Consider the following 26086-nt stretch of genomic DNA (forward strand, 5'->3'; position numbering starts at 1 on the left):
TATAGACTATATTCGACATAAAGCAATGAAATTCCTAGTACAATTTGACTTTTTCACCGGACTTCTAAATATATAACAAACACGAGCGTGTGTAAAAAAATCGGCGTTGTCCGCCGATTTCCGTGCTTATCATCAAAATTTCTGGCCGTGGTATTTATCCAGTGAGAATCCGCGTCCCATGACGTCTGAGGCACTGATAAACACGACAAATGCTGCTGGATCTTCATCCTGTAACCGTCGTTTCAATTCTACGGCTTCCTGCTGTTCGGTAGCACAAAAGATCATTGTTTTATCCTGGTTGGAAAAGCCGCCAACCGTCCGCACTTTTGTGACGCCGCGATCAATCTGCTGACTAATAAGGCGTTGGATATTGTCTTCTTTCTCGGTAATAATCATAACGAGTTTGGAATCGGAAGGGCGCAATTGTACGATATCGATTGTTTTGCCGGTGATAAAGATACATATGAGTGCAAACAGGGTCAGTTCCAGATTGAAGACAAAGACGGATGAAATAACGACAAACCCGTCAACAATCAACTGGGAATAGCCGCTTGACAGTCCGGTAAACTTCTTAACAATCTGGGCAATCGCTCCCGTCCCGCCGGTGGACCCGCCACCTTTGTAGACCGTTCCAAGCCCGATGCCTAGAATAATTCCACCATAAATCGTTCCTAATATAGGATTGGAAATCGTATAGGGGAACTCAGCTGTTACATAAATCATGAACGGAACCCAAACCGTGCCAACGAGTGTTTTCCAGCTAAAGTTCGATCCAAGAGCGATCCATCCAATAATGAATATAGGCAGATTAACAAAGAATTGTGTCATGGCCGGGGTTATAGAATATAATTCAAAAACTATCGTGCTGACGCCGGAAATTCCTCCCGCGGCAAGCTTGGCAGGTAACAGGAATACGTTATAGGCCAGCGCCACGAGGCTGGCACCGATGATAATTTGAGCGTATTCGGTTATCCAATGTTTTGTCATATCATCCATCCTTTCCACACGTGATTAACGGCTATTCAAATCAGCATAACCTGAGAATGCATCGCCTCATCAAACCTTTCTTATTTTAACGCAATTCACCCTCGCATGAAAGGTGATCGCCGAAAAGAATGGCTATTTTTATTGCGAAATATCTGAATATATTTTATACTGATAATCAGTTGGATCATTCGTGTGTCTGTTATTTATCACCTAAAATGAATGAGTATTCATTCAAAACAGGGTGGGGGGGAATGAATGATGAAGCAATCAATCAGAAAAGCTGCGGTATTGGGGTCCGGTGTCATGGGATCCGGCATTGCTGCTCATCTGGCCAATGTCGGTATCCCCGTTATAATGCTGGATATTGTGCCCCGTGAACTAACAGATGGAGAAAAAAAGAAAGGATTGACATTGGAAGACCGGGCTGTTCGAGATCGTTTAGCTAACGCGAGCAAAAACGCATTGTTGAAACAAAATCCATCACCGATCACGTCTAAGAAACATCTTGATTTGATCGCCACCGGCAACATAGACGATGACATCGAAAGGTTGGTAGATGTGGATTGGATCATCGAAGTGGTTGTTGAAGATCTGGATGTGAAGCAGAACGTTTATGCCACCGTTGACGCCTTTCGCAAAAAAGGCAGCATTGTGAGTTCCAATACATCCGGTATTTCCGTGGAAGCTATGGCACACGGTCGTTCGCAAGACTTTCAGACACACTTTCTGGGTACCCATTTCTTTAACCCGCCACGCTATTTAAAACTGCTGGAAGTCATCCCGACGAAATCAACCGACCCGGATGTGCTGGATTTTATGAAACGATTCGGTGAGGACGTACTCGGTAAAGGTGTTGTGGAAGCGAAAGATACACCGAATTTCATCGCAAACCGTATCGGCACATATGGACTCATGGTGACGGTGCAGAAAATGCTGAGCGGTGGCTACAGCATCGGTGAGGTCGATTCGGTCACCGGGCCAATGATTGGACGACCGAAAAGCGCCACATTCCGGACGTTGGATGTCGTGGGTCTGGATACGTTTGCCCACGTTGCCAACAATGTGCGTGAGCACGTCAGCGGGGAGGAAGCAGGCGTCTTTCACATACCTGCGTTTATGCAGCAAATGCTCGATAAAGGTTGGATGGGCGCCAAAAGCGGTCAAGGCTTCTTTCTTAAGAAAAAAGAACAGGGTGAAAGCGTCATTTATGAATTGAACCCTGAAACGATGGCATACGAGGAACGCAAAAAACTGAAAACAAATGCCACAGATAGGGCGGAACAGGAAAAAGGACCAAACCGAAAATTGAAAACGCTTGTAACGGCGAAAGAAGACCGGGCCGGTGATTTGGTATGGGCTATTTTGAAACCGACACTGCTCTACTCAGCGGAGTTGACCGGTGTCATTGCCGATGACATTGTTGCGATTGACCGGGCGATGAAATGGGGATTCGGCTGGGATATCGGTCCATTTGAAACGTGGGATGCCATCGGTGTACGTGAATCTGTTGAGCGAATGAAGCATGAAGGAGAGACGGTGCCTGATTGGGTACTCAAGATGCTGGAAAATGGCTATGAATCATTTTATCAGTCGGAAAATGGAAACGTATATGACTATAATAATGGTGATTACCAAAAGCAATATGTCAACCCGAAAGCCATTCATCTGCAGCGTTTAAAACATGAAAAAGGTGTGATTAAACAGAATGCCGGCGCCAGTTTACTAGATTTAGGCGATGGGGTCGCCGGTCTGGAGTTTCATTCTCAAGGCAACGCCATCGGTCTGGATATCATACAAATGGTGAATGATGCCCTTGAGGAAACCGATAGAAACTATGAAGGCCTTGTGATTGGCAATGAAGGGAAAAATTTCTGTGCAGGCGCGCATCTCGGTATGATGCTGATGGCAGCTCAGGATGACGATTTCGTGGAATTGGATATGGTTATCCGACAATTCCAGAACATGACGATGAATATTAAATACGCCAATAAGCCGGTTGTCACAGCGCCATTCAATATGACGGTCGGTGGCGGTGCAGAAATTTGTCTACCTGCAGCGTCCATTCAGGCGTCATCCGAGACGTATATGGGACTGGTTGAATTTGGCGTCGGTCTGGTTCCGGGCGGTGGCGGAACGAAGGAACTTTATTTGAAAGAACTCCGCCATCTCCCGGAAGGTGTCCATGTTGACCGGACCAGGGTTGCCAATGACGTATTTGAAAAAGTTGCTCTGGCGAACGTGTCCACATCGGCTGAGGAAGCCCGCGAAAATAGCTTTTTGTCCAGTCATGATGAGATTAGCGTGAATCCGGATCATTTGCTTTATGATGCGAAGCAAAAAGTGCTGGCGCTTGCAAAGACCGGTTATCAGCCACCCAAACGTGAAAAAGTGCCTGTTGTTGGTGATGCAGGTTATGCCGCGATGCTGATGGGTGCCAAATCCATGAGTTTCGGCGGTTATGCGTCGGATCATGATTTGAAAATCGCGGAAAAACTCGCCTATGTTCTCTCCGGCGGACGGATCCGGGAAGGAACGCTGGTCGATGAACAAGTCATCCTTGATTTGGAGCGGGAAGCATTTTTAAGTTTGATTGGCGAACCACTGACCCAACAGCGGATGCAGCATATGCTTCTGAAAGGAAAGCCGTTGCGCAATTAACTTCAGGAGGGGTGAGAAATTGTGAAGGAAGCAGTCATTGTTGCAGGTGCACGAACCCCTGCAGGGAAAGCAAATAAAGGAGCATTGGCCCATACAAGGCCTGATGACCTCGCCGCTCTCACCATCAAAGAAACGCTGAAACGGGCAGGCGATTATGATGGCATCATTGATGATGTGATTATTGGCTGCGCGATGCCGGAAGCGGAGCAGGGGATGAACATGGCACGCAATATCGCCGGGCTTGCCGGGCTGTCCAAGGATGTTCCCGGCATGACAATCAACCGCTTTTGTTCATCCGGCCTGCAAAGCATCGCTTACGCTGCAGAACGGATCATGCTTGGTGCCGACGATACCATAGTGGCCGGCGGTGCTGAATCGATGAGTCTGATTCCGATGGGCGGCCATGTCATGAGACCCAATCCGACACTTGTCCAGGATGCCCCGGGTTACTATATGCAAATGGGCCATACGGCAGAAGAAGTAGCCAAACGATTCGGCATATCGCGGGAGGAACAGGACGCATTTGCTGTTCGCAGCCATCAACGCGCGGCGCAGGCTTTGCAGGATGAAACATTTAAGGACGAAATAGTGCCTGTTGAAGTGACCAAACGTGACATTGGTGCGACCCATAACGTGGAAGAAACAACATCCATGTTTGAAATGGATGAAGGGGTGCGCCCGGATACAACAAAAGAGGTCCTGGCCGATTTGAAGCCAGCTTTTGCCGCCAACGGAACTGTCACAGCAGGTAATTCGTCACAAATGAGCGATGCTGCCGGGACGGTACTCGTCATGAACCGTGATAAAGCTGCAGCTGAAGGGTTGCAACCGCTCGCTAAATTTCATTCATTTGCTGTGGCTGGTGTTGAACCGGAAATTATGGGCGTCGGTCCGGTAGAGGCAGTGCCGAAAGCGTTGACGATGGCCGGTCTGGAATTGGCTGATATCGGATTAATTGAATTAAACGAAGCATTTGCATCCCAGTCGGTCCGGGTGATTCAGGCATTGGATCTGGATCCGGATATCGTTAATGTGAATGGAGGTGCCATTGCGCTCGGTCACCCCTTGGGCATGACCGGCACCAAACTGACGCTGACACTCATTCATGAAATGAAGCGCCGCCATGTTCAATATGGCGTTGTTACCATGTGTATTGGCGGTGGCATGGGAGCTGCTGGTGTTTTCGAATTAATATGAGGCGACGTATCATTTCATTCACTGGTTGTGCACAGAGTTGACCGATGCTTACTGGGAAAACGGTTCCATTTTCCTGTCCGGTTGCACTATTTATTTTAGGGTGAAAGGAACGATGCAGATGAGTGACACACAAGAAACGATGGTTAAAGGCGGCGAGTTTTTGGTTACTGATGCGCAAGCAGATGATATAACGACACCGGAAGATTTCACAGAAGAGCACCGAATGATTGCCAAAACAACGGACGATTTTATTGATGGCGACGTGTTACCGACGTTGGACCATCTTGAAAATCATGAATTTGAATATTCCGTTGATTTACTGAAAAAAGCCGGTGAGCTTGGTTTGCTCGGAGCGGATGTCCCGGAGGAATATGGCGGCTTGAACCTTGATCAAATCAGCTCCGCCTTAATAACGGAAACATTTGCACGTGCTGGCGGTTTTTCGGTTACCCACGGCGCTCATGTTGGGATCGGATCGTTACCTATCGTATTTTTCGGCAATACTGATCAAAAACAGCGTTATTTACCAAAACTGGCAACAGGGGAGTTGCTGGCGGCGTATGCACTGACTGAGCCCAGTGCCGGATCGGATGCGCTAAATGCCAAGACGACGGCTGTATTGAACGATGCTGGAACTCATTACGTGTTGAACGGGGAAAAACAGTGGATTTCCAATTCAGCGTTCGCAGATATATTCATTGTCTATGCCAAAATTGACGGTGAGCACTTTTCGGCATTTATTGTTGAGCGTAATTTCCCTGGTGTGTCAACCGGTCCCGAGGAGAAGAAAATGGGGATTAAAAGCTCGTCGACACGTACGTTAATGTTGGACGACGTGAACGTTCCGGTCGACAATCTGCTTGGGGAAAACGGACGCGGGCATAAAATTGCTTTCAACATTTTAAATGTGGGTCGCTATAAGCTTGCCGTTGGTGGCGTCGGCAGTTCCAAACACGCGTTGGAGGTGGCGACGAAATATGTAAATGCGCGGAGACAGTTTGATACACCCATTTCCGAATTTTCGTTGACAAAAGAAAAATTGGCCACGATGGCAACAACCATTTACGCGAATGAAAGCGCTGTTTACCGGACAGCAGGGGTGTTTGATCAACGGTTGGGGTCGTTAACGAAGGAGCAGCTGAACGACGGTCGGGAAGTGGCAAACGCCATTGCGGAATACCAGATTGAGTGTTCGATGAATAAATTTTCCGCAACGGAATGTTTGGACTATGTTGTTGATGAAGCTGTTCAGCTGCATGGCGGTTATGGTTTCATGGAAGAATATAACGTGGCTCGCATGTATCGTGATTCGCGTATTAATCGGATATTTGAAGGGACCAATGAAATCAATCGGCTGCTCGTTCCCGGCTCATTAATGAAAAAAGCAACGAAAGGGGAGTTGCCCCTGCTCGATAAAGCGCAGCAGTTGCAGGAGGAGCTCATGATGCTGGTGCCGGAAGAACCCGGAGACGCCCCGCTGGAACAGGAAAAATATTTGCTGAATAACGCAAAAAAAATGGTTCTGCTCGGAGCAGGTCTCGCCGCACAGACATACGGGGAGCAGTTGGAACAGGAGCAAGAGATTCTCGTCAATCTGGCCGATATGGTTAATCATGTATATAACATGGAATCGGCTATACTGCGTACGGAAAAAGCTATGCAAAATGACGGAACTGATCAACATGGCCAAAAGCTTCTGTATACCCAAGTATACGTTCAGGAAACGTTTAATCGGATGGAAGCTGACGCAAAAGAAACGTTGATTGCGACAGAATCAGGCGACACGCTGCGCATGATGCTGTCATCATTGCGAAAACTCACGCGTCATACACCCATTGATGTGATTGCTAAAAAACGCCAAATAGCTACTAGAATTATAAATGAAGAGACATACGTTGTATAGCTTATGAGAGGAAAGGCCAGGCGACTTTAGCCTGGCTTTCCGGTTGATAAATCCCAAATCCGGTTGATAAATCCCAAATCCGGTTGATAAATCCCAAATCCGGTTGATAAATCCCAAATCCGGTTGATAAATCCCAAATCCGGTTGATAAATCCCAAATCCGGTTGATAAATCCCAAATCCGGTTGATAAATTCCAAATTCGGTTGATAAATTCCAAATTCGGTTGATAAATTCCAAATTCGGTTGATAAATTCCAAATCCGGTTGATAAATGTGACGAAGATACTGGAAAAATAAAGATGAACCTAGTATGCTATATGTAAACAGTGAAATGTTTAATGATGGAGGGATACGCATGGATCTGCCGAAGGACTTGTTATACACAAAAGAGCATGAATGGATTAAAAAAGAAAATGGAAATGTGCGGATTGGAATAACCAGTTTTGCGCAAGATGAGCTTGGCGACGTCGTCTTTGTTGAGCTGCCGGAAAAAGGTGAAGATATTCAAGCTGATGAACCGTTTGGCAGTGTTGAATCGGTTAAAACCGTTTCGGAACTTTATGCACCGATAACGGGTAAAGTGGTGGACATTAACGACGAGCTGGAAGACAGTCCTGAGTTCGTTAATGAATCCCCTTATGAAAAGGCTTGGATGATTGTTGTGGAGCCTGCTGATGAAGCAGATCTTGATAATTTATTATCTGCTGAACAATACGAAAAAGCAGTTACAGAAGACTGAACTGACCATAATAATGCTGGCTTGCTCATAATAAACGCAAGTCAGTTTTTTTATTTCACCCTCCACTATAACCCTCTAATCATAGGATAAGCTGGATGGGGCATACAAATAAGAAACGGTCTCTTAAGGAGTGCAATGCGAATGACACATATCCGTGAAAAAGTTATTATAGTGGAAGGATTAACAGATAAACTGCAGATAAAAAAGGTGCTGACTGACACGAATACGGACATTGTTTGCACGCATGGGACATTGGGTGTCGAAAAGATGGATGACCTTCTGGACGAGCATGATTTGGACAATCGGGACGTTTATGTCTTGGTTGATGAGGATGATTCAGGTAATCATATCCGCCGGCAGCTGGCTTGTGAACTCCCGCACGCTACCCATATCCATGTGGACAGTGAATTCCGTGAAGTAGCCGCAACGCCTGTGCGGTTGCTGGCTGAGGCCCTTGTCAGCGCCGATATGGCCGTTGATCCTATATTTTTAACTTAGGGTGATTCCATTGCAACAAATGTCAGACAACGATTTTCAAAACGACCACTATATTTTATACATTTATACACCACTTTGCGGTACGTGTGCATTGGCACGATCCATGCTTGAAAAAATTGAATCGGTTCATCAGGAACATATTTTTTATGAAATGAATGCATCCTTGCATCCCGAGTTTATGCAAGGTTATAAGGTTGAAAGTGTCCCATGTCTTCTGTTTAAACAGGATAACAAAGTGAAAGAAAAAGTGTACGCATTTCATTCCATTCCGAACATTTACAGCTATTTAATGCAATATAAACCGGATTTGTTCAGCGTTAGCGATTAAAAACACGTCCGGTGGTGCGCGTAAGCAAGTGGTTTAATGGAAACGTTCAAAATAGCGACTAAACGTTGCGCACACGGGTATTGATGACGGATTTGTATGCATCGGCTCTTTTTCGAATTTTGGGGAATCCGGCGTATGTAACAGCAAATGAGTGGTATTTTTTGCTCTGAAAAAGCTAGTCGTTGCTCACTCCTGTGAATAAAAATTATTCCGGTTTTAAGAAGCTATATTCCTTTTGCGGTTGCGTGAGCGATGTGATATCCTTAACCATGTAATTAACAGAAAGGATGGTTCACTATTAATAGTGGCATAAAGATGACCTACACTCCGGAGATGGAGAAGGCAATGCAGCAATCGCATCAAATGGGGTATGCTGAATACGAACGGAAACTGGAAAACCGCATAGCCGTTGAAAAAAGACGGCAACGGGAATACCAGCAAAGCAAAGAGCTTGTAGCTGATATTGGAAATCACATTCGTACATGATAAACAAAACAAACCGCCGGCATCTCTTGAATTGAGGTGCCGGTATTTTTTGTATTGAGCAGGATTATGGCATGTAAAAGACGAATAGTAGGAGAAGGGTCGTAGAAACGTTCATCGATTGGAGGAACATCCTGTGAAATTACTGAGTTATCAACCGAAAAGAAGCGTCGGGCCACCAAGAGTCGGCTTTATGCTAGGTGAGCAGGTTGTCGATCTGCAGCAGGCGTGGTGCTACTGGCGGCGTTCCAGACACGAAAATGAATGGGCGGCTGCTGCAGAGTCCTTTTTCCCATCGGATCCGTCCCGCTTTTACAAGGGAGGCGATGATATCATCCGTCAAGCACAGGAGGCAGCGGCTTATGCTGAAACCATTCCAGTGCAGGATATCTGTTTCGACCGTGACGATGTCCGATTGCTGACGCCGGTTCCCGAACCATCCAAAATCATTTGCATCGGCAAAAATTACGCCGATCATGCAGCGGAAATGAAAAGTGATCTACCGGACTATCCCGTCTTGTTTGCTAAATTTGCCAACAGCCTGATTGGTCCAGAAGATGCGATTGAGAAGTCATCCGAAACAAATCAATTGGACTATGAAGTGGAGCTGACCGCGGTTGTCGGTAAAGAGGCGTCTCACGTGAAGCGGGCGAACGCACGTGACTACATTGCCGGCTACACCATTGGCAATGATATATCTGCCCGTGACCTGCAAATGCGGACACCGGAGTGGCTGCAGGGAAAAACCATCGATCGCAGCACGCCAGTCGGTCCATGGGTGGTGACATCCGATGAATTGGGTGATCCAGGAAACATAATGGTACGTTCATCGGTAAACAAAGACGTACGCCAGTCGTCTTCCACGGATAAGCTCATTTTTGATGTGCCATATCTGATGGAATTTATTTCAGAACTTATCACGCTGAACCCCGGCGATTTAATTATGACCGGCACGCCCAAAGGGGTCGGTATGGGAATGGATCCACCGAAGTTTTTAAACGATGGCGATATCGTGACGATGGACATCGAGAACATCGGCACATTGGAAAACAAGGTGACAGATAAATAATACTGGTCCATGCATAGGGAACGCGTATATCCCTGTGCTTTTTTATCATGCATGAACAAACAATCCTACAGACAAATGTGGGAATAGGGTATGCGAAGACCAATGTCAACTCCGTATTCATCCAACACACATTCCCCGGTAAGGGCCCTTACCACGCGTCATTTTCTTTCTATTATAGAAAATATAAAAAAATTCATTTTTCCTATTGAATTATTATTCATATTGTTGCATAATAATTCAATAACAGATGAAAACATATCATTCAAAAAAATGATTCGATTATAAACGATTAACGGAAGCGTTTCGTATAGAAGAGGTGGAAAGGAGTGGCACAGCATGCCGAAACAGAATGATATCCATAAAGTTTTAGTCATTGGATCCGGACCAGTCATCATCGGTCAGGCAGCTGAATTTGATTATTCCGGAACACAGGCATGCCTCGCCCTGAAAGAAGAAGGTGTTGAGGTGGTCCTGGTTAATAATAATCCGGCTACGATTATGACCGATGAAACAACGGCTGACCATGTTTACTTGGAGCCGCTGACCGAGGCGTCCGTGACCGGTATTATTAAAAAGGAAAAACCAGATGCCTTGTTGCCTGCGTTTGCCGGGCAGACCGGGCTTAATCTTGCCGTTTCTTTATCAGAAGCCGGTATTTTGAATGATTACGATGTACGATTGTTGGGCACATCGCTGGAAACCATTCAAAAGGGAGAAGACCGAGATATTTTCAAATCACTGATGACATCCATCAACGAACCGGTGGCGGAAAGCGTGTCCGTGACGTCCGTTGATGAAGCTGTTCGCTTTTCAGAAAAGGCGGGCTTTCCGATTATCGTCAGACCGGCCTATACCCTTGGCGGTTCCGGTGGAGGTGTTGCTGAAAATGCACAGGATCTCCACTCGATTGTACGTCACGGACTTAATATAAGCCCTGTCAGTCAAGTATTGGTCGAACAAAGTGTGAAGGGCTGGAAAGAAATCGAGTACGAATTGATCCGGGATGCCGATGACACGTGTATGGTCGTCTGTGATATGGAAAACATTGACCCATGCGGCATACATACCGGCGACAGCATTGTTTCCGCTCCGGCCCAGACGCTTAGTGCGGACGAACACCGGATGCTGCGTGATGCGTCCAACAAAGTCATCCGCGAATTGGGCGTTGTGGGAGCGTGCAATATTCAGTTTGCCATTCACCCGTCCGGTAACGATTATGTCATTATAGAAGTGAATCCGAGGGTGAGCCGTTCCAGTGCGCTAGCTTCCAAGGCAACCGGATACCCGATAGCACAAATATCCGCCAAGCTTGCATTGGGATATCATCTGGATGAACTGACGAATCCAGGCAATACGACGCTTCCTGCCAGCCAGGAACCGGTCATTGATTATACAGCTGTTAAAATGCCGCGCTGGCCGTTTGATAAATTTACTAAAGCCGACCGCACACTTGGGACGCAAATGAAAGCAACAGGCGAGGTGCTGGCGCTAGCAGACAGCTTCTCGGCCGCATTGACGAAAGCCATTCGTTCGCTGGATATCGGAACGAGCCATTTCCCATGGTTGACCGGTTGGACGGACGAAACCATTGAAAAGCAGCTGAGCCATGCAACCGACCAACGTCTTTTTGCTGTGTTCGAAGCATTTCGGCGCGGATATGATATCAATCGTGTCCATGATCGAACCGGTATTCACCAGTACTTTCTTCAAAAAATGGCTTATTTGATTGCTGTGGAACAAGAAGTGGCAGCTTCCGACTGGTACACGATCAGTGATGATACATGGAAAGAGGCGAAGTTGCTCGGCTTTTCCGATGATTATCTCGCCTCGCTATGCGGAAAAACGACGTCGGATGAAGGTGACTCGCTGGAGGCACCAAGTCATGGACCGGTCTATAAACAAGCCGGTGTCAATGGAAATGGAAAAGACGTATCATCCGATAAGGCGTTTTTCTACAGCAGCTGGGATGGCACCGATGAAGCAGCCCCATTAAAAGGAAAGAACATCGTCGTTGTGGGAGCCGGTCCCATTCGTATAGGGCAGGGAATCGAGTTTGACTACTGCTCCGTTCATGCTGTGAAAGCATTGCAGAATTTGGGCGCCAGAGCCATTGTCATCAATAACAACCCGGAAACGGTCAGCACGGACTGGAATATGGCGGACCGTCTCTATATTGAACCATTAACGGTGGAAGACACACAGAATGTGGTTGAAAAGGAACAAGCTGACGGGGTTATGCTTCAGTTCGGCGGACAAACAGCCATTAATCTAGCTGATGGTCTGCGTGCAAAAGGCATTCAGGTGTATGGAACATCATTGGCATCCATCACCGCTTCGGAGGACCGGGATGAATTTTATCAGTTGCTGAGGCGCTTGGATATACCGCACATTCCGGGGGATACGGTTACTAACGGTGCTGATGCGGCAGCCACCGCACGATCGATCGGTTATCCGGTTCTTGTGCGCCCATCCTATGTGATCGGTGGTAAAGGGATGGCGATATTGCAAAATGAATCGGAAATGGACAGTTATCTGAGTGAACTCAAACAAGACACACCGGATGCACGTATTTTCCCACTGCTTATTGATCGATTTATCCATGGACGTGAATTTGAAGTCGACGCTGTCTGCGATGGATCCGATGTGCTCATCCCGGGTATTTTTCAACATATTGAACCGGCAGGGATTCATTCGGGCGACAGTATGACGGTTTTTCCTGCGCCGCATGTAACGCATCGGCATAAAGAACTCATGGAAACGTACACCAAGTCCATCTCATCGGAACTTAATTTCCAGGGAATGGTCAATATTCAATTTGTTCTGAGTGAGGATGAACAGGAAATATATGTGCTTGAGGTGAATCCGCGTGCATCGCGGACAGTCCCGATAGCCAGCAAGGTGACAGGAATTCCGCTTGTTGATCTGGCAACAACTATTCAGATGGGAAATCCCCTTAATGAACAGCCATGGGCACTAGGTTTGCATAAGGAAGCGCCTTACTATGCTGTGAAATCGCCTGTTTTCTCATCATCCAAATTATCCGGTGTTGACCCCTATCTTGGACCGGAAATGCAATCCACCGGTGAAGCAATTGGAATGGGCTCCACCGTTAAACAAGCGATGCGGAAAGCGTGCGGCTGGGCAGAAGGCAGTCTGTTGCAACCAGAAGCCGGCACGTCTGCATATGTGACGCTGGATTCATCCGGGGAGTTGTCCGAGGAATCTGTGAGTCTTTTGTCATCGCTTGCGGTTCATATAGCAACGGACAGGACAACAGCTGCAAAAATGGAAGAACAGGGATTGCATGTCGACGAGGTTGTCAGCGTCCAGGAAGCACAAGCACGTTGTGAGCAAGGGGCTTTTGCATTCATCTGTGATACGCAAAAAACGTTTGTACCAGATGATCACGCAACATTGCGGTCCCAAGTTTTGGCATCCGGCGTTGCGTGTTTCACCTCGATAAAAACGTTGCAGGCACATATGGGGGCATCGCTTCGAACGATGGACGGACCACAGCCGATAAATGATTATACCAGTACGATACAGGATTGGAATAAAACGAAAGAGCAGGTGGTGTGAATGGGTTCCGAAATAGAACAGGGTAGTATATATAAACAGCTGCAAGGAAGGCATGTATTGTCGCTTTATGACTTAACCCCGGCGGAACTGGTTTATTTAGTGGATGCAGCTGATGATATGAAAACACAGCACAAAGCGGGAAAAGCCAACCGTCCATTGGAAGGCAAAACCCTCGGCATGTTATTTGAAAAACCGTCAACACGAACCCGTTTATCTTTCGAGATAGGTATTTTTCAGCTGGGTGGCATGGGTATGTTTTTAAATACCAATGATCTGCATCTTGGCCGGGGTGAAAGCGTTGCTGACACGGCAAACGTGCTCTCTGGTTACCTTAATGGTATAATGCTACGGACATATGACCATGAAATGATTGAATCGTTTGCCACTCATGCTCATATTCCGGTTATTAACGGGTTGTCGGACCGTCATCATCCGTGTCAGGTGTTGGCGGATTTGCAGACCATTCGAGAAGTGAAAAGCGGATGGAACGGGGTGAAACTGGCCTACATCGGTGATGGCAACAATATGGCGTACTCATTGCTGGCTGGGGCAGCGATGACCGGCATGACCATCAGCATGGCCTCACCGGAAGGCTATAAACCCGATTCAGACGCTATACAGCAAGCTTCTGCCGTTGCGGATAAAACAGGTGGCCATGTGGAGATGACGTCGGATCCTCAACACGCTGTCAAACAGGCGGATGTCATTTATACGGACGTATGGAAAAGTATGGGCCAAGAAAAAAGCAACGACCGTGAGCACGCATTTGCTGGCTACCAGGTAAACAGAGAATTAATCAATGCAGCCAGAAACGACGCCAGTTTCATGCATTGTTTGCCGGCGAACAGGGGCAAAGAGGTCACAGACGACGTGATGGATGGCAGCCAATCGGTTATTTTTCAGCAGGCAGAAAACAGACTGCATGCGCAAAAAGCATTGATGACTGCATTAATGGGATAATCTATTAACCAAACATGGTATTTTAATAAAATGAGAGGGGAATTGAGATGGAAAAAGAAAAAATCGTACTTGCATACTCCGGAGGGCTTGATACGTCAGTAGCGGTCAATTGGCTCCGGGATCAATATAATTATGATGTGATTGCTGTGGCTCTGGACGTGGGAGAAGGCAAAGATCTGGAGCCGGTTAAGGAAAAAGCGTTGCAGGTCGGTGCTGTGAAATCGTATGTCGTCGATGCCAAATCATTGTTTGCCGATGAGTACGTGTTGCCGGCGTTGCAGGCCAACCTTCTGTATGAAGGAAAGTATCCGTTGATTTCAGCATTATCAAGGCCACTTATTTCCAAAATTCTTGTCGATATCGCCAAGAAAGAAGGCGCGTCCGCTGTGGCGCACGGTTGTACCGGAAAGGGGAATGATCAAGTCCGTTTTGATGTGGCGTTCACCGGCCTTGATCCGAACCTTGAAGTAGTAGCTCCGGTAAGAGAATGGTCCATGTCCAGAGAAGAACAGATTGCCTTTGCTAAAGACAATCACATCCCCATTCCCATTAAAGTGGATAGTCCGTACAGTATTGATGAAAATTTGTGGGGACGCAGCAATGAATGTGGCATACTGGAAGATCCGTGGGCCGAACCGCCGGAAGACGCCTATGATTTGACGAATAACCCGGTTGACGCTCCGGACGAACCGGAAACGGTGGAAATAGGCTTCAGTCAAGGAAAGCCGGTATCGCTCAATGGAACGGAATGCTCACTTGCAGATTTGATTTTGCAATTAAATGAGCTGGCTGGAAAGCACGGTGTCGGGCGGATCGACCATGTGGAAAATCGCCTCGTCGGCATTAAGTCAAGAGAAATTTACGAAGCGCCAGCAGCCACCGTTCTTCTGCAAGCTCATCAAGAGATGGAATCATTGACACTGACGCGGGAAACCGCTCATTTCAAGCCTTCCATCGAGCAAAAGTTTGCGCAGATGGTCTATGATGGTCTGTGGTACTCACCATTGACGGATGCACTGAAATCGTTCATTAAAAAAACGCAGAAGTATGTATCTGGAACGGTACGGATGAAATTGTTCAAAGGGCATGCGCACCCGATTGGCCGCAAATCCGAACAATCCCTTTATGATTTTGATTTGGCAACGTATAAAGAAGACGATGCCTTTGATCACGAAGCGGCTACTGGATTTATTCAATTATGGGGCTTGCCGACAAAAGTTCATTCCTCGGTCAACGAACAGCATACCGATGGCAAAACGGAAACAGAACAGAAAACAACGATGTCAACAAAGGAAACATTGAATCAATGAAACTGTGGGGCGGACGATTCACGAAACCGACGAACCAATTGATGGAGGAATACACGGCATCCATATCGTTTGATCAAAAATTGGCGCAATACGATATCCAGGGAAGCCTGGCTCATGTCAACATGCTGCAGGCGTGTCATATTATTTCGGAAGAGGATGCGGCAACGATTGCTGATGGGCTGCGGTCAGTTGCGACTGCCATCGAAAACGGGGAAGCCGAATTGCATCAGGAACATGAAGATATTCATATGAATATTGAGAAACTGCTGATCGACCAGGTTGGTCCTGTCGGCGGGAAACTGCATACTGGCCGGAGCAGGAACGATCAGGTGGCATTGGATATGCGTTTATACTTGCGTGACACCGTTCTCGAAATAACGCAGTTGCTCAGTGATGTGCAAGCGTCGCTCATCAAACAGGCCGAGGCCAATCCGGATACCGTTCTCCCCGGATATACGCACTTGCAGCGGGCACAGCCTGTGTTGTTTGCCCACCACTTGCTTGCTTATGTGTTCATGTTCCAGCGGGATAGCGAACGGCTTCAGGACAGCTTTAAACGGATCAATCAAATGCCGCTTGGAGCGGGAGCATTGGCCGGGACGACTTTCCCGATTGATCGGGAATACACGGCTAAGGAACTGGAATTTGATGGTATTTGTGAGAACAGCCTTGATGCTGTCAGCGATCGTGACTTTGTTGTGGAATTTTTAGCAGATGCGTCACTGATTGCCATGCATTTGTCCAGAATGTCCGAAGAGCTGGTGCAATGGTCCAGTGCCGAATTTGATTTTATTGAATTGGATGACGCATTTTGCACTGGAAGCAGCATGATGCCGCAAAAGAAAAATCCGGACGTTCCGGAACTCGTTCGTGGCAAAACAGGGCGTATTTATGGCCATCTCCAAGGGATGCTGACAATGCTGAAAGGATTGCCGCTTGCATATAACAAAGATATGCAGGAAGATAAGGAAGGTATGTTCGATGCAGCTGAAACATTGCAGGGAGCCCTTGCTTTGTTTGCGGATATGACCAAAACCATGCATGTCAAAAAGGATTCCATGTACCAGGCTGTTCGGCAAGACTATTCCAACGCGACTGATTTGGCGGATTATTTAACGGAAAAGGGTATGCCGTTCAGACAATCGCATGAAACCGTCGGAAGCATTGTGTTGCACTGCATTCATCACCAAAAATATTTGCTGGATTTGACACTTGATGAATTTCAGACGTTTTCCCATTTGATTGATGCGGATATATTTGATGTGCTGGATCCCAAAACCGTCGTCAATGCCCGTCGTTCGGCAGGCGGAACCGCCGATGAAAGTGTCCGGGAACAATTGAGAAAAGCTCATGCATTCATAAATGAAAATCGAGCCTGGTGTCAACATTACAAATAAGAGAAAGAACCCTCACTGTATTTATACTTAATTGAGGGTTCTTTCTTTTATTTTCGTGCATTCTATGATTGAATGGATATGAACCCATTCTACTTGTAAATCATACAAAAAGTGTCTATGATCGGTTATTAAGGATTTCCCGCCGGTACGGTCGCTGATAGTTGATATTACATTTGAAATGATTTAAAATTGTAATGAGAATAAATTGATAATGGATGGTTATCCATTTGAAGCAATAAGAACCATATAACAATGGAGGTATAGATATGTCTGGATCAACCTTGGAAATAGAAAATCTTCATGTTGAAATTGAAGGAAACAAGATTTTAAAAGGTGTAGACCTTACGATAAAAGGCGGCGAATTTCATGCGATAATGGGGCCGAACGGTACGGGTAAATCCACACTTGCTTCTGCAATCATGGGTCATCCGAGCTTTGAAATCACCGAAGGCAATGTTTATTTGGATGGTAAAGACGTTCTGGCAATGGAAGTTGATGAGCGGGCACGTGCAGGTCTGTTTCTCGGGATGCAGTATCCGAGTGAAATCAGTGGTGTCACAACATCTGACTTTCTGCGTTCATCCATCAACTCGCGCCGTGAAGAAGGCGATGAAATATCCTTGATGAAGTTTATCAAAGAAATGGATCAAGCCTTGGATTATCTTGATATCGATAAAAATATGGCACAGCGCTACTTGAATGAAGGCTTCTCCGGCGGTGAGAAAAAACGAAATGAAATACTTCAGCTGATGCTTCTCAAACCGGAAATGGCTATTCTTGATGAAATTGACTCCGGACTGGACATCGACGCACTTAAAGTTGTTTCCAAAGGGATTAACAAGCTGCGCGATGATCAATTCGGTTGCCTGATCATCACACACTATCAGCGTTTGCTCAACTACATTACACCGGATAAAGTTCACGTTATGATGCAGGGCCGCATTGTTAAAACCGGAGGCCCAGACCTGGCAAAACGTCTTGAATCAGAAGGCTATGACTGGATTAAAGAAGAGCAAGGAATTGAAGAGGAAACAACAGGACAGGAAGTCTAAAAAGCTAGGAGGGGTCTTATGACGGTCGACACAAAGGTGCCATACGATAATGAATATATTAACCAGTTTTCACAGGCAAACAACGAACCTGATTGGATGCGGGAGTTACGCCTTCAAGCTTTAAAGCAAGCTGATGCTCTGGAACCGCCCAAACCTGACAAGACGAGAATCGACAAGTGGAACTTCAGTCATTTCAAGCACGATGCAGTTGACGCTGACAAAATAACATCATTGCATAACGTGCCGGCTGACATACAAGATGTCCTGGACTTGGATAATGTACCGGAAAATGTGCTTGTTCAACGGAACCACATGGTCGCTTATGCATCTTTAAAACAGGAATTAAAAGATAAAGGTGTCATTTTCACCGATATTTTCAGCGCATTGCGCGATCACGGAGAATTGGTCAAGCGTTACTATATGCAGGATGCTGTTTCATTTGATGAGCATCGGTTCACTGCACTGCATGCAGCCCTGATGAACGGCGGAGTGTTTGTCTACGTTCCTAAGAATGTTCAGATCGAGGAGCCGCTGCAGGTTATTTTTTGGCAGGAAGACCCGGAGACGGCCATGTTCAACCATGTTCTCGTTGTGGCCGAAGAGAACAGTTCCATGACATACGTGGAAAATTATGCTTCTCATAATGACGAAACGGAAACAGTGGCCAACATTGTGACCGAAGTAATTGCTCATGACAATGCACAAATCTCCTTTGGCGGCGTTGATAACTTTTCGGCAGGCACAACCACCTACGTTAACCGTCGAGGTGTGGCATATAGAGATGCCCGTATAGAGTGGGCATTGGGCCAAATGAATGACGGCAACACGATTTCGGAAAATGTGACACATTTAATCGGTGAAAATGCCGTTTCCAATGCCAAGACTGTTTCGGTTGGACGCGGCAAGCAGTCACAGAACTTCACAGCAGAAATTGTTCATTTTGGCAAGGAATCGGAAGGACATATATTGCAGCACGGTGTCATGAGAGATCGATCAACATCCATTTTCAACGGCATCGGAAAAATTGAACACGGGGCAACAAAATCAAAAGCTGAACAGGAATCACGCGTATTAATGCTGAGTGAGAAAGCCCGTGGCGATGCCAATCCGATTCTTCTGATTGATGAAGATGACGTAGAGGCGGGCCATGCAGCATCCGTTGGCCGTGTTGATCCACTGCAGTTGTACTATTTAATGAGCCGGGGAATCAGCAGAGCAGAAGCCGAACGGTTAATCATTCACGGATTTCTCGCTCCGGTTGTTAAGCAGTTGCCGATTGAATCGGTTAAGAATCAGCTGACGCAGCTCATCGAAAGGAAGGTATATTAATGGATGTTCAAGCCATTCGGCAAGAGTTTCCGATTTTAAATGAAGAGATCAATGGGCATCCTTTAGTATATTTGGATTCAGCGGCAACATCCCAAAAACCGCAGCAAGTACTGGATGCAGTCAACGATTATTATAAACAGGCCAATTCCAATGTGCATCGTGGGGTGCACACGTTAGGCACGCGGGCTACCGAACAATATGAAGGTGCCCGGGAAAAAGTACGCGCCTTTCTGAATGCCCGCAGCACAGCTGAAGTTATTTTCACACGTGGAACGACGACGTCGATGAATACTATTGCCTATGGCTATGCACGTCCCAATTTACAGGAAGGCGACGAGGTTGTTGTGACACAAATGGAACATCACAGCAATCTGATCCCCTGGCAGCAAGCGGTAAAAGCGTCCGGGGCAACATTGAAATACATTCCATTGCAGGATGATGGGTCCATATCCCTTGATGACGTCCGCACAACAGTAACGGAAAACACAAAAATCGTCGCTATTACACACGTTTCCAACGTCCTTGGTACCATTAACCCTATAAAAGAAATCGCGGCTATTGCCCATGACCATAACGCTGTGATCGTTGTGGATGGAGCACAGGGAGCCCCGCACATGAACGTTGATGTGAGCGATTTGGACTGCGACTTTTATGCTTTCTCCGGCCATAAGATGTGCGCGCCGACGGGTGTCGGGGTATTGTATGGAAAAAAAGATTTGTTGGAATCGATGGAACCGGTCGAATTCGGTGGTGAAATGATCGACTTTGTGGATCTGTATGATGCTACATGGAAAGAGCTGCCCTGGAAATTTGAAGGAGGCACGCCAATCATTGCCGGAGCCATTGGTTTAGGCGCTGCTATTGATTTCCTTAACGATATCGGATTGGATAATATATTGGAACATGAACAACAATTAGCCAATTATGCCACAGAAAAACTGCGCACTATGGATGGAATAACCATTTATGGACCGGAAGAACGAGCGGCACTCGTCACATTTAACCTGGATGATGTCCACCCACACGATACAGCGACGGTTTTGGATGCAGAAGGCGTTGCGGTACGGGCCGGTCATCATTGCGCACAACCGCTCATGAAATGGCTTGATGTCACTGCAACCGCCCGAGCCAGTTTTTATTTGTATAATACGACGGAAGACATTGACCGGCTGGCCGATAGTCTTGTGAATACGAAGGAGTTTTTTGGGGATGTCTTTTAACAACCTTGACACACTATACAGACAAGTTATAATGGACCATTACAAAAACCCTAGAAATAAGGGTTCTGTAGAAGGCGATGCGCTGACCGTTGATATGAATAACCCCACTTGTGGAGACCGGATTCAGTTGCAGCTTCAGCTCGATGGGGATGTTATACAGGATGCGAAATTTTCCGGAGAAGGCTGTTCGATCAGCTTATCATCTGCATCCATGATGACCCAGGCCATTCAAGGGAAAAAGCTTGATGACGCATTGGAAATGTCGAAAGCTTTTTCACAAATGATGCTTGGCGAAGATGTGGATACAGAAGAATACGAAATGGAAGACTTGGAAGCATTGCAGGGTGTTTCTCAATTTCCGGCCAGGATCAAATGTGCCACCCTTGCTTGGAAGGCAATGGAAAAAGGTGCTCAGGAGGAATAGGAAGCCAAGGCTTTACAAACAGGTCCTTGTCCGGAACTGTCTCACGGTCGCATCAATGTCTGTGAAACAACGCCGGAAGATCTGTACACTTTAAAGGAGGTATTTCTCATGGCAAAACAAGTGCCAGAAATGGAAGGGTACGAATACGGTTTTCATGATAAAGACGTTTCGGTATTTCGATCTGGTCGCGGGTTGACACGTGAAGTTGTTGAGGAAATTTCAAACATGAAAGAAGAGCCACAATGGATGCTTGACTATCGCCTGAAAGCGTTGGAGAAATTTTATCAGAAACCAATGCCGCAGTGGGGCGGAGACCTCTCTGAACTGGATTTTGACGAAATTGTGTACTATGTTAAACCTTCCGAACGCCAAGGACAAACATGGGATGAGGTACCGGATGAAATCAAACAGACGTTTGATAAATTGGGAATACCAGAGGCTGAGCAGAAATATCTTGCCGGTGTATCTGCACAGTATGAATCGGAAGTGGTGTATCACAATCTGCAAGAGGATCTGGAAAACCTTGGGATCATCTTTAAGGACACGGATACAGCTCTTCATGAAAATGAAGAACTGTTCAAAAAATATTTTGGTAAAGTTATTCCACCATCCGATAACAAATTTGCAGCACTGAATTCGGCTGTTTGGTCGGGGGGATCATTCATCTACGTTCCGAAAGGGGTTGAAGCGAAAACACCGCTGCAGGCCTATTTCCGGATTAATTCGGAAAACATGGGACAATTCGAACGGACATTGATTATTGCGGATGAAGGGTCTTCGGTTCACTATGTGGAAGGCTGTACAGCACCGGTTTATACAACCAATTCGCTGCACAGCGCCATCGTTGAAATCTTTGTCCATAAAGATGCTTATTGCCGTTATACAACCATTCAAAACTGGGCCAATAACGTGTACAATTTGGTGACGAAACGTGCGACGGCGGATGCCAATGCTACGATGGAATGGATTGACGGCAACCTTGGTTCAAAACTGACGATGAAATACCCATCCGTCTGGCTTAAAGGCGAAGGTGCCCGCGGTCATACACTGTCAATCGCGCTTGCCGGGAACAACCAGCATCAGGATGCAGGTGCCAAAATGCACCACTTGGCGCCGAACACGTCATCCAGTATTGTTTCCAAGTCCATCTCCAAACAAGGCGGCAAAGTGACGTACCGCGGCATTGTTGAATTTGGACGCAAGGCAACGGGAGCCCGTTCGAACATTGAATGCGATACGTTAATTATGGATAACGAATCAACGTCGGACACGATTCCATACAACGAGATCAATAACGATAATATTTTCTTGGAACACGAAGCCAAAGTTTCCAAAGTCTCCGAAGAACAACTCTTCTATTTGATGAGCAGAGGACTTGGTGAAGAAGAAGCGACAGAGATGATTGTCATGGGTTTCATTGAACCATTCACTAAAGAACTTCCAATGGAATATGCCGTGGAAATGAACCGGCTCATCAAAATGGAAATGGAAGGTTCGATCGGTTAAATGCTTAAAAAACCTTGATGCAAGCCTTTTTGCATCAAGGTTTTTTTGATTCAGGAACTTACAACGACTGAAACACATCATAAAGGTAATGCATGCCGTAAAGCGGAAATAGTGTGTAAATAAATAACGTAATCGGCTTGCAAACCAAAAAGTAAACGATGAATTTTTTCAATGAAAGTTTGGTAAGCCCGGCAATGAGGCAGATGAAATCATCCGGGAAGCCGGGAAAGACCAGCGAAATCCAGAAAAACCGTTCAAATCGCTTTCCCTTGTTGACCCAGCCGATATATTTATCATATGTTTCCTGTTTAACAAAATAACTAGCGAAGCCGCGTCCAAACCGCCTTGCTAATAAAAAATTGGCCAGCGAACCGAGAAAAATACCGACTATATTCAGTAAGGACCCCAATTCAATACCGAATAACATGACACCAACTACAGTCGAAACATTGCCAGGCATAACCGGGATAACAACCTGGAAAAATGTTAATCCCAAAAAAGCCAACGGTGCGATACCGCCAAATCCCTCAATCCAGCTCTGCACACGGTCTGGATTATTGAAAAATCCACTTTCAATAATGAACCAGGCAAATCCAATCAACAGAAGAATTCCAATAATGGTTGTTATTTTAACAATCAGTTTTTGATATGTTATGAGCGTTTTCTTTAGACGACGCATGCCAACACCAGCTTCTATTCTTTGGCAAAATCTCATTCATCCTTGCATGATAAGAATATCATAGAAATTATTCAGGGCAAAAAGTTCTGTCTCGCTGGCCACCACCAGAAGCAGGAAGTTTAATAAGGCACCAAACCGCTTGGGCGACAAACAATTGCCCTTTTTTACTAAGTTTTAATGAATAATTCAGGAGAAAATAAAAAATGCCATTTTTCCGCAATACGAAAAACGCTTTCTTTAAATAAGAAGGCGTCAGTCAGAATCGTAACAGTTTGTAGGATAAATTATGACAATGTTAAAATAAAGCTATACATTTACTAAAGAAGGAACTGTTCATATGAGAAAAGATTATATGGGGTATATCTTTGGTATTCTGGGTGTTATATCTCTAGTGATGTCTTACGTGGTTCCAACCCGAACAAATTGGTGGGTTTTTTTTCTTGGTATAAGTGTTGTTTTAAACTTGGTAGGTATCGTGTTTTTAATATTGTTTCTAAAAGAATCATGGAAAAGTAAACGTTTATGATTTTGGTTATATAACTATCGGGCGCTTTTTAAACACTGTTTTGACCATTCAACATTATTTAGAAGTACTCGCGTAAGTGCCGGTTGTGTTTCTACGTCCCATGAATTAATGGTATTTATTAAGGCTTTTTCAGTGGAATATTATTTTGATACTGTTCTTTTGTGAAATAACAGGTTGCGGACTTCTATGTTTCCCATTCATTGTGGTGCTGGATATATGAGAGTTCCGCTTTTAACTGTTATTTTACTAAACAAGAAGAACGTTTGGACGTCTCCGATGATTTTGGCTTTTGGTTTAGCAATTTTGTTATTGCCATTCGTATTACTATATTTGATTAAGTTCTATGGTTTTTTAAAAGGTTTGAGTGGAGATATAATTGGAAAATAACACTCCAATCGAATATGGAATGACTATTCGTGGAGGGATTACTATGATCAAGCGCATCACCATTATAATCATCATTGCTATCATCGCTCTTGGGGCAGCCTTCTTTTTCATCCGTTCATTGGGTGATAATACAAATGATAAACAAGCAGACCAACAACCTAAGAATCCATCATTGGTTCATGAAAATAAAGAGATCCAGGAGCCGGAAGCAGCTTTGGCCAACATATTCAACTTAGCCAAACAAGGAAAAATCCCCGAAAGCAATATCGTTGTCGGTGAAACGACCACCGATGCAATGCAAGAAACTCTGGGGGAACCGGAAAAGACCACGGATACGGATGTTGGTCGTTTTTTGAACTATCCGTCACATGACATTGATGTCGGTGTTACAGACGGTATTGTGTCTGATATGCGTTCATCGCAAGATCCATTCACGTCGTTCGATTTTGACACAATTAAATCATATAAAAAACCTGATGACACGCATTACTATCAGGATGATGACTACAATCAAATCATTCTGGTTTACGAACTTTCCAGCAATTATGTCTTGAAATGGGTGTTGCCAAAGCCTTCCGATGATTCAGATAACCCTAATGTAGATCATATTTCATTATCAAAAGAAATGGGTGGGAATGGTGTAACTGATGAGAAAGGGGATAAACCCAGTAATACAGGCAGTGATGGTATGAGTCTTGATGAAAAAATCGGACAAATGATAATCAGCGGGGTCGATGGAACCAAAATGACCACTGAAACAAAAAACATCATCCAAAAGCACCATGTTGGCGGAATCATTTTATATGGCAATAACATCAACAGTCAGACGCAAACCGTCAACTTTCTAAACGAGATGAAAGCTGCGAATACTGATAATCCTTACCCATTATTGTTGGGCGTTGATGAAGAAGGTGGCCGTGTGACACGAATGCCTGATGGCGTGAAAAGCCTGCCGTCGAGCCGTTCGATTGGAGAACTGAACAACAAGGATGTATCGTTCAATGTCGGTACCATTCTCGGTGAGCAGATGAAGGCATTCGGTTTCAATTTGGACTTTGCGCCTGTCCTCGACGTTAACAGCAATCCAGATAATCCTGTTATCGGCGATCGTTCATTTGGCGACAACCCCGATATTGTCGCAAGGCTGGGCATCCAGACAATGAAAGGCATTCAGAGTGAAGGGATTATTTCGGCTATAAAGCATTTTCCTGGGCACGGGGATACGGGCAAAGATTCTCATTTGCAGCTCCCAAAGGTTGATAAAAGCTACGAGGAGCTGTCCGAATTAGAACTGATACCTTTCAAAAGAGCCATCTCGGAAGGTGCGGACGTCAGCATGGTTGCCCATATCCTGCTGCCAAAAATCGACCCAAATGATCCGGCATCCATGTCAGAAGAAGTGATAACAGGCATCTTGCGAGAGGATTATAATTTTGATGGCGTGGTCATGACTGATGACTTGACGATGGAGGCAATAACAGATCATTATCATGTCGCACAAGCGGCAGTCCAATCGGTGAAAGCAGGTGCAGATTTATTGCTTGTTGGACATAACCCGGATTTGATTGCCACCGTTTTTGATAAATTGAAATCGGCTGTTGAAAATGGAGAAATAAGCGAGGACAGAATCGACCAAAGTGTGGAACGCATCACTGATTTGAAAGAAAAATATCAGCTGTCGGATGAAAAAAAGCCGGTACCCAATTTCCAACCGATTAATAAAAAGGTGCAAGCCATTTTGAAAAAGGTATCATAAAAGTATCGGAGGGCAGTTCTCGAGGGTTAAGTGCCTGGCAGAGCGACCGGGCTTAGGTCGTAACATATAGTGGGTGGGATGCCCGCCGAGTAAGAGTTAG

21 protein-coding genes are annotated in these 26086 nt (G+C 45.7%); 18 read left to right on the forward strand and 3 right to left on the reverse strand.

Translation table 11 applies throughout. The features are described 5' to 3' along the window. Positions 1-132 precede the first annotated feature (132 nt). Positions 133-987, reverse strand: coding sequence for a YitT family protein (locus tag ABDZ72_RS14090; RefSeq protein ID WP_343754278.1), 855 nt, complete (start codon positions 985-987; stop codon positions 133-135). Positions 988-1245: 258 nt separating this feature from the next. On the opposite strand from ABDZ72_RS14090, the gene ABDZ72_RS14095 reads away from it, so the two are divergent. From ABDZ72_RS14095 to ABDZ72_RS14105, 3 genes are all read left to right on the forward strand, one after another. Beyond that, positions 1246-3645, forward strand: coding sequence for a 3-hydroxyacyl-CoA dehydrogenase NAD-binding domain-containing protein (locus ABDZ72_RS14095; protein WP_343754314.1), 2400 nt, complete (start codon positions 1246-1248; stop codon positions 3643-3645). Between the two features lie 21 nt (positions 3646-3666). Then, a complete protein-coding gene (locus tag ABDZ72_RS14100) occupies positions 3667-4842 on the forward strand; it encodes an acetyl-CoA C-acetyltransferase (protein WP_343754280.1) in 1176 nt (391 codons plus the stop codon). Positions 4843-4960: 118 nt separating this feature from the next. Next, positions 4961-6745: an acyl-CoA dehydrogenase family protein gene (locus ABDZ72_RS14105; RefSeq protein ID WP_343754282.1), complete on the forward strand. Its 1785-nt coding sequence runs from the start codon at positions 4961-4963 to the stop codon at positions 6743-6745. Between the two features lie 26 nt (positions 6746-6771). Here ABDZ72_RS14105 and ABDZ72_RS14110 read toward each other — a convergent pair whose 3' ends face one another. After that, positions 6772-7101 carry a hypothetical protein gene (locus tag ABDZ72_RS14110; protein ID WP_343754284.1) on the reverse strand — a complete coding sequence of 110 codons (330 nt, stop codon included), beginning with the start codon at positions 7099-7101 and terminating at the stop codon, positions 6772-6774. Here ABDZ72_RS14110 and gcvH point away from each other — a divergent pair. The 14 genes from gcvH to sufB all read left to right on the forward strand — a co-directional run bounded on the left by gcvH (position 7100) and on the right by sufB (position 22638). After that, on the forward strand, positions 7100-7483 hold the full coding sequence (gcvH, locus tag ABDZ72_RS14115) for a glycine cleavage system protein GcvH (protein ID WP_343754286.1): 384 nt from the start codon (positions 7100-7102) through the stop codon (positions 7481-7483). The genes ABDZ72_RS14110 and gcvH overlap by 2 nt on opposite strands. 141 nt (positions 7484-7624) lie before the next feature. Further along, positions 7625-7981, forward strand: coding sequence for a toprim domain-containing protein (locus ABDZ72_RS14120; protein ID WP_343754288.1), 357 nt, complete (start codon positions 7625-7627; stop codon positions 7979-7981). Positions 7982-8000: 19 nt separating this feature from the next. Then, the gene (locus ABDZ72_RS14125; RefSeq protein ID WP_343754316.1) at positions 8001-8309 is read left to right on the forward strand and encodes a thioredoxin family protein; all 309 of its coding nucleotides are present in this window, start codon (positions 8001-8003) and stop codon (positions 8307-8309) included. Between the two features lie 315 nt (positions 8310-8624). Next, entirely contained in the window at positions 8625-8795 is a 171-nt protein-coding gene (locus ABDZ72_RS14130; RefSeq protein WP_343754290.1) for a YuzK family famiily protein, read from the forward strand. Between the two features lie 133 nt (positions 8796-8928). After that, a complete protein-coding gene (locus ABDZ72_RS14135; RefSeq protein ID WP_343754292.1) occupies positions 8929-9861 on the forward strand; it encodes a fumarylacetoacetate hydrolase family protein in 933 nt (310 codons plus the stop codon). A gap of 336 nt (positions 9862-10197) precedes the next feature. Beyond that, positions 10198-13440, forward strand: a complete 3243-nt coding sequence (gene carB, locus ABDZ72_RS14140; protein ID WP_343754294.1) for a carbamoyl-phosphate synthase (glutamine-hydrolyzing) large subunit — start codon at positions 10198-10200, stop codon at positions 13438-13440. Continuing rightward, a complete protein-coding gene (gene argF, locus ABDZ72_RS14145; protein WP_343754296.1) occupies positions 13441-14400 on the forward strand; it encodes an ornithine carbamoyltransferase in 960 nt (319 codons plus the stop codon). Between the two features lie 47 nt (positions 14401-14447). Next, positions 14448-15710 (forward strand): argininosuccinate synthase, encoded by a 1263-nt coding sequence (locus ABDZ72_RS14150; RefSeq protein ID WP_343754298.1) that lies wholly within the window; start codon positions 14448-14450, stop codon positions 15708-15710. After that, a complete protein-coding gene (gene argH, locus ABDZ72_RS14155) occupies positions 15707-17107 on the forward strand; it encodes an argininosuccinate lyase (protein WP_343754318.1) in 1401 nt (466 codons plus the stop codon). Before ABDZ72_RS14150 ends, argH begins: the two co-directional genes overlap by 4 nt. Before the next feature lie 266 nt (positions 17108-17373). Further along, entirely contained in the window at positions 17374-18159 is a 786-nt protein-coding gene (gene sufC, locus ABDZ72_RS14160; protein ID WP_343754300.1) for a Fe-S cluster assembly ATPase SufC, read from the forward strand. A gap of 18 nt (positions 18160-18177) precedes the next feature. Then, the gene (gene sufD, locus ABDZ72_RS14165; protein ID WP_343754302.1) at positions 18178-19488 is read left to right on the forward strand and encodes a Fe-S cluster assembly protein SufD; all 1311 of its coding nucleotides are present in this window, start codon (positions 18178-18180) and stop codon (positions 19486-19488) included. Next, positions 19488-20708: a cysteine desulfurase gene (locus ABDZ72_RS14170; protein WP_343754304.1), complete on the forward strand. Its 1221-nt coding sequence runs from the start codon at positions 19488-19490 to the stop codon at positions 20706-20708. The genes sufD and ABDZ72_RS14170 overlap by 1 nt, the downstream gene beginning before the upstream one ends. After that, positions 20698-21132 carry a Fe-S cluster assembly sulfur transfer protein SufU gene (sufU, locus tag ABDZ72_RS14175; protein ID WP_343754306.1) on the forward strand — a complete coding sequence of 145 codons (435 nt, stop codon included), beginning with the start codon at positions 20698-20700 and terminating at the stop codon, positions 21130-21132. Before ABDZ72_RS14170 ends, sufU begins: the two co-directional genes overlap by 11 nt. A gap of 108 nt (positions 21133-21240) precedes the next feature. Then, on the forward strand, positions 21241-22638 hold the full coding sequence (sufB, locus tag ABDZ72_RS14180) for a Fe-S cluster assembly protein SufB (RefSeq protein WP_343754308.1): 1398 nt from the start codon (positions 21241-21243) through the stop codon (positions 22636-22638). Between the two features lie 58 nt (positions 22639-22696). On the opposite strand, the gene ABDZ72_RS14185 is transcribed toward sufB, so the two are convergent. Next, positions 22697-23353: a TVP38/TMEM64 family protein gene (locus tag ABDZ72_RS14185; RefSeq protein ID WP_343754310.1), complete on the reverse strand. Its 657-nt coding sequence runs from the start codon at positions 23351-23353 to the stop codon at positions 22697-22699. A gap of 920 nt (positions 23354-24273) precedes the next feature. Between ABDZ72_RS14185 and nagZ the strand changes: the two genes are divergently transcribed. Then, positions 24274-25986: a beta-N-acetylhexosaminidase gene (gene nagZ / locus ABDZ72_RS14190; RefSeq protein ID WP_343754312.1), complete on the forward strand. Its 1713-nt coding sequence runs from the start codon at positions 24274-24276 to the stop codon at positions 25984-25986. Positions 25987-26086 lie beyond the last annotated feature (100 nt).

It is taken from the genome of Lentibacillus halophilus, assembly GCF_039522485.1.
GTDB lineage: Bacteria > Bacillota > Bacilli > Bacillales > Amphibacillaceae > Lentibacillus > Lentibacillus halophilus.